The 3,986-nt window shown below is 62.7% G+C and carries 1 protein-coding gene; it reads left to right on the forward strand.

Annotated features, from left to right (window positions below; translation table 11 throughout):
- Nucleotides 1-474: 474 nt before the first annotated feature.
- On the forward strand, nt 475-3,986 hold a 3,512-nt coding region (locus tag AC0L3D_RS36100; protein ID WP_473647465.1), incomplete at its 3' end, for a Ulp1 family isopeptidase.

Genomic DNA, 3,986 nt, shown 5'->3' on the forward strand with positions numbered 1-3,986 from the left:
GACGCTTTCGCAGCGGCCGGCTCTGGGCACGCCGGAGTTGAGGCCGCCGCCCCGCCAGCGTTAGCTGCCAGCCAACACCGGCCCTGGCCGGATGCGCTTGACCGGGGCAACCTCCTGCCACCCGAGCGGTTCATCATCAACAATGAACATTCGACGGCGCTGTTGCGGCCAGCGGAGAGGCAGAGGGCCCTGAATACGCCGCAAGCCGCCGCCATTCAGCCGCCGCTGAGCGAAATCGGCAATTCAGCCGGCCGCGTGCCGATGCAGCCTCCCAGGCAGCAGTTGCCATTGGAAGGGCTATCGGTTCAAGGGACAAGGTCCGAATACATCGGAAGGCTGCATGCGGAGGCCGCGCCCTTCGCAAGGTCTGAGGCACCCCCCGCTACGATCGAGAACTCCATAAACGTCTCATTCACCGTCCCCAAAGGCTTTTCCCATGGGACTCAACCCGCCCCAGACGCGATGCTCTCTTCCTTGGACCACCATGACCTCTTGCCGGTTGCGGGCCAGGCCCGGCAAGCGAGCTTTGAGCAGCACCTTGCCGAGGCCCGGAGGCTGTTCGATCAAGCTGACGAGTCGCCAACCAATCCAGAAGAGGTTCTGCGACTAGAACAATTGAGCGAAGGGCTTGAGCGACGGCAGGATGATCAAGCCGCCTCGTCTCTTTTCAGCGACCCAGGCATGCCCGCTGGACGGGGTGACCTCAACAGCATCGTGGCGGACGCTTTCGCAGCGGCCGGCTCTGGGCACGCCGGAGTTGAGGCCGCCGCCCCGCCAGCGTTAGCTGCCAGCCAACACCGGCCCTGGCCGGATGCGCTTGACCGGGGCAACCTCCTGCCACCCGAGCGGTTCATCATCAACAATGAACATTCGACGGCGCTGTTGCGGCCAGCGGAGAGGCAGAGGGCCCTGAATACGCCGCAAGCCACCGCCATTCAGCAGCCGCTGAGCGAAATCGGTAATTCAGGCGGCCGCGTGCCGATGCAGCCCCCCATGCAGCAGTTGGGTGAATTGCCATTGGAAGGGGTACCTGTTCAAGGGACATGGTCCGAACACATCGGAAGGCTGCATGCGGAGGCAGCGCCCTTCGCAAGGTCTGAGGCACCCCCCGCTGCCATCGAGAACTCCATAAACGTCTCATTCGCCGTCCCCAAAGACTTCTCCCATGGGACTCAACCCGTCCCAGACGCGATGCTCTCTTCCTTGGACCGCCATGACCTCTTGCCGGTTGCGGACCAGGCCCGGCAAGCGGGCTTTGAGCAGCACGTGGCCGAGCCGCGCCGAGCCGAACCTGTCGCGAGTGGCGCCCGTGCTACCCGCTATCCCCATCTGTCCGACGAACACCGAGACGTTATTGATAAGGCGATCGGCCACGCTGCGGCTCAGCAACACCATAGCGCGGAGACGCTTCGAATATACTCGTCTGCGCTTCGCCGATTGGCGAATGATCTCGGCGCTCGCGGCCAAGCGACTGATCTAAAAAATCACCAATCCCTGGTCGATCACCTCGATAGTTTCTTTCCGAAAAACCGTAATATAAAGACGGCGTTGAACGTCCTGCGTGCGTATCATGAGCCGGGCTATTCAGCGACTGTCCCGTGGCGAGTGCCGGTGCCCTCAAAGGCAGACGCGCATGTCTTGGAACAAGTGGCCAGTGACAGCAGCTTGGCCTCAATCACCCGTGTTGACTATGGTCGTGGTCTTCGCAGATTTTCTGAGGAGCTTGAGAGTCGGGGCCTGACGATCTCTGGGCTGGATCATGATTCGCGGATCAAATTCGCCGAGACGTTGTTTCCAGGCAGCCGCAAACTCCGCTGGGCGTTGCGACGGGTTCGCGATGCGGAGTCCGCGTCAGACGGAAGCGTGACGGACGCTTTCGCGGCGGCCGGCTCTGGGCACGCCGGAGTTGAGGCCGCCGCCCCGCCAGCGTTAGCTGCCAGCCAACACCGGCCCTGGCCGGATGCGCTTGACCGGGGCAACCTCCTGCCACCCGAGCGGTTCATCATCAACAATGAACATTCGACGGCGCTGTTGCGGCCAGCGGAGAGGCAGAGGGCCCTGAATACGCCGCAAGCCACCGCCATTCAGCCGCCGCTGAGCGAAATCGGCAATTCAGCCGGCCGCGTGCCGATGCAGCCTCCCAGGCAGCAGTTGCCATTGGAAGGGCTATCGGTTCAAGGGACAAGGTCCGAATACATCGGAAGGCTGCATGCGGAGGCCGCGCCCTTCGCAAGGTCTGAGGCACCCCCCGCTACGAACGAGAACTCCATAAACGTCTCATTCACCGTGCCCAAAGGCTTTCCCCATGGGACTCAACACGCCCCAGACGCGATGCTCTCTTTCTTGGACCGCCATGACCTCGTGCCGGATGCGGAAAACCCGAAATGGAACTACGAGATTAAAGGTCAGGGCTACACCGCCGAGAGGCCAGAGGAGCGCAACGACTTTTGGCTCGTCGATCGCGGTCCGATGAGTGCAGCTGCAGCGGCAGCAGTACCGGCAAGGGCTGCAGGACCCGTCTCGCCAGCGACCGCGAGGCTGTCAGACACCTATCGCGGTGTTCCGTTAGTCGATCTGACCACCTCTTCCGATGCACGGATCGGAGCGCTTCCGTCAGGCTCGGCCAACCTCCCCCGGGGGGCGGTTCTCGGGGCCACCGACCTGCTGGACGACGCCCATATCCACAGGGATTACCAGTTGCTGGAGCAGTACCTGCAGGCGGCCCACCCAGCGCTCGCCGCCCGAACGCGGCTGGTGGATCCCTTGGTCTCCCAGCAACTGCGCCGTCACGACGGGGACGTGCAAGGTACGGTGCTGTCCATCTATTATCAAAACGACGTCGCAGCCGACTTCGTGTTCCTGCCGGTCAACAGTGGCAATCCTTTGGCTACGGCGGAGAATGGGGGACGCAACGAGCATTGGTCGCTGCTGCTCGTAGATCGCCGCGACCCGGAAAGAACGGTCGCCTATCACTACGACTCCATCCATCAGAGCTATGGACGGGGATACAACAACGCGCCTGCACTAGAGCTCGCAACAAGACTGGACGCGACCACCGTGGTGACACCCGTCATGGCGCAGCAGAACAACGGTGTTGATTGCGGCGTCTTCGTGGTGGATGGCACGCGCGCGCTGGTTCAGAGATTGGCGAACCAAGAGTGGCCGGAACGGCAGCGGCCGCTGCACCTCGACGACCTCGTTGCCGACCGGCAGGCGCTGCAAAACCGACTGAGGCAGGGCCGCTTGCCGCACGAGCTTGCCGCAATCCCCGCGGAAGCTTTTGCAGCAGCCGGGTCGCAACAAGCCGTGTTGCAAGAGCAGCAAGCCCGACAAGTCGCGCCAGCGCCGTTTGACCAGCACTTGAGCAAGTCGCGCGAGGCCCAGCACGAGCTGACGAGTACACCTGACAGGAGCAACACCGGGGGCGTCATCATCAACACTGAACATTACACAGCGCTGTTGCGGCCAGCGGAGAGGCAGAGGGCCCTGAATACGCCGCAAGCCACCGCCATTCAGCAGCCGCTGAGCGAAATCGGTAATTCAGGCGGCCGCGTGCCGATGCAGCCCCCCATGCAGCAGTTGGGTGAATTGCCATTGGAAGGGGTACCTGTTCAAGGGACATGGTCCGAACACATCGGAAGGCTGCATGCGGAGGCAGCGCCCTTCGCAAGGTCTGAGGCACCCCCCGCTGCCATCGAGAACTCCATAAACGTCTCATTCGCCGTCCCCAAAGACTTCTCCCATGGGACTCAACCCGTCCCAGACGCGATGCTCTCTTCCTTGGACCGCCATGACCTCTTGCCGGTTGCGGACCAGGCCCGGCAAGCGGGCTTTGAGCAGCACGTGGCCGAGCCGCGCCGAGCCGAACCTGTCGCGAGTGGCGCCCGTGCTACCCGCTATCCCCATCTCTCCGGCGAACACCGGGACGTTATTGATAAGGCGATCACTCACGTTGCGGCTCAGCAAAAATATAGCGAGAGCACGGT

It is taken from the genome of Mesorhizobium sp. WSM4837 (genome assembly GCF_055811435.1).